This window comes from Bifidobacterium sp. POST2/T3 (B1) (genome assembly GCF_058197115.1).
Map to the genome: position 1 here is coordinate 1 of NZ_JBVPQK010000434.1, position 2168 is coordinate 2168.

Genomic DNA, 2168 nt, shown 5'->3' on the forward strand with positions numbered 1-2168 from the left:
GTACAGCGGCCGGGCATGCTCGACCAGAGAACGCACAGCCTCATCACCATACTGGATGCGCAGATCACAGGGATCCAAATTCTCCCGGGCCACCGCCACGAAGGTCTGCGTCAAAAAGCTCCCGTCAAGGCCGAAAGCATGCAGGGCGGCCTTCTGGCCGGCGGCATCACCGTCGAAAGTAAAGACCACTCGTGAGCCTTGGACCGGCCCCACCAGCTGGATAGCCCCTAAGGCGTCGTCGGAGATGAGCCGACGGACGATCTTGGCATGGTCCTCACCGAAGGCAGTGCCACAGGTGGCTACAGCCGTATCGACACCGGCAAGATGGCAGGCCATGACATCGGTATAGCCCTCCACGATGACCACCTGCCGCTTTTTGACGATGGCATCCTTGGCCAGGTCGATGCCGTAGAGCACCTGGTTCTTGCGGTAGAGCTGGGTGTCCGGCGTATTGATGTACTTGGCGTTGATGCCATCGTCCTCGTAGAGCTTGCGAGCGCCGAAGCCCAGGGTACGGCCAGTGGAATCCCTGATGGGCCAGGTGACCCTGCCCCGAAAGTAGTCGTAGACCCCCCGCTGCCCTTGCCTGGCCAGCCCCGCATCCAGCATTTCCTGCTGGGTGAAACCCTTGGTGGACAGGTGACGAACCAGGTTGTCCCATCCGCGAGGTGCGTATCCGCAGCCAAAATGGGCGCTGTCTGCCTGGGAGAAGGTCCTACCCGCCAAGAGCTTGCGCGCCGCCAGCGCCTCCTTGCTCATGATCTGCGAGACGAAGAAACGCTGGGCCTCCTCGTTGGCCTCCAGCAAGCGGGAACGTTTGGACCCGCGACGCTTGTCCTGACGGGAGTTTTCGTAATGCAGCTCGATCTGGTACTTGTCTGCCAGGATTTCGACGGCATCGCCGAACTCGACGTTCTCCTCCTGCTCCACGTAGGTAAAGACATCGCCACCCAGTCCACAGCCAAAACAGTGCCAGACCCCCATGGAGGGACGCACCGAAAAGGAGGGAGACTTCTCGTCGTGGAAAGGGCACAGACCCATGTAAGTGCCGGAACCTGAAGGCTTCAGAGTCACGCTTTCAGAGACGATCTCATATAAATCGGCCTTGGCTCTGACCTTCTCGATGTCTTCCTTCTTGATCATTCCGGACATGACACCCAGCCTACCGGGCCAGGCCGATGTGTTGCGCCCGGCATAAACGCCGCAGGGCTACGGGCAGACCAAGGAATGCAGGGCCAACGCCGAGCCGTCTGTCAGGGAGGCCACCTGGTCGATAGCCACCCGCAGGCGCTCCCCGTCTGAACCCGCTTGGCGCCAATCCTCCAGGAAGACATCCTCCAAGGCATCAGAGGGGGCTGGCGAATCGGCCATCATCACCTCAACCAAGTCGGTCACGATTTTCAGCTGCTCTGCATGGAAGGGCTCCTTCTCACGGGGAGCCATGACGAAGTAGACGGCAATCCCCTTCAAGGCCACAATCTCATAGGAGGTCCGAGGAGGAATGACCAGCCCAGCCGAGTACCTAGTCAACGGGCCTTGGCCGTGGCGGCTTCGGGTAGCCGCCTCCACGGAGTCGGCAAAGCGGCCGATCAGGTAACTGGTGGTGTTCTTCAAAGTAGCCAAGGCCCGGCGTGAACCATCAAAGCCCGTCGGCAACATGCCACGGACGGTCTCCAAGGCTCGGACCAGCTGGTCAGCATCCCAGCGGTCGCCATACCAGGATCGGGCGGCTCGGACCACGCCATCGATGATCCTGGGCTCAGCCAGCCGCTCAGGCGCGAAGGAGCCGACCACGATGGCATCCTCCACGTCGTGAACGCTGTAGGCGATGTCATCAGCCAGGTCCATAACCTGGCACTCCATAGGCGTGCTGGCCTGCGGTGCTCCCTGCTTGAGCCATCGGAAGACTTCCTGGTCGTCGGGATAAACGCAGAACTTGGCAGTCCTCTCCCCCTTGGGATGAGCCGATGCCTCGGCCAGGGTCCATGGATATTTAACCGCAGCATCCAAGGCGGCCCTGGTCAGGTTGACCCCTGCCGAACGTCCGTCCGGGTGGAAAACCTTGGGCTCCAGCCTGGTCAGCAGTCGAAGGGTCTGCGCATTGCCCTCGAATCCCCCTATGTCTGAGGCCAGCGAGGACAGGGCACGTTCGCCGTTGTGGCCGAAGG

The 2168-nt window shown here is 61.3% G+C and carries 2 protein-coding genes; both read right to left on the minus strand.

Going from position 1 to position 2168, the window contains the following annotated elements; translation table 11 throughout:
• On the minus strand, window positions 1-1152 hold a 1152-nt coding region (gene dnaG, locus AC0AP0_RS12500), incomplete at its 3' end, for a DNA primase (RefSeq protein ID WP_490430722.1).
• Between the two features lie 57 nt (window positions 1153-1209).
• Window positions 1210-2168: deoxyguanosinetriphosphate triphosphohydrolase (locus AC0AP0_RS12505; protein ID WP_490430723.1), on the minus strand; the 959-nt coding region annotated here is incomplete at its 5' end.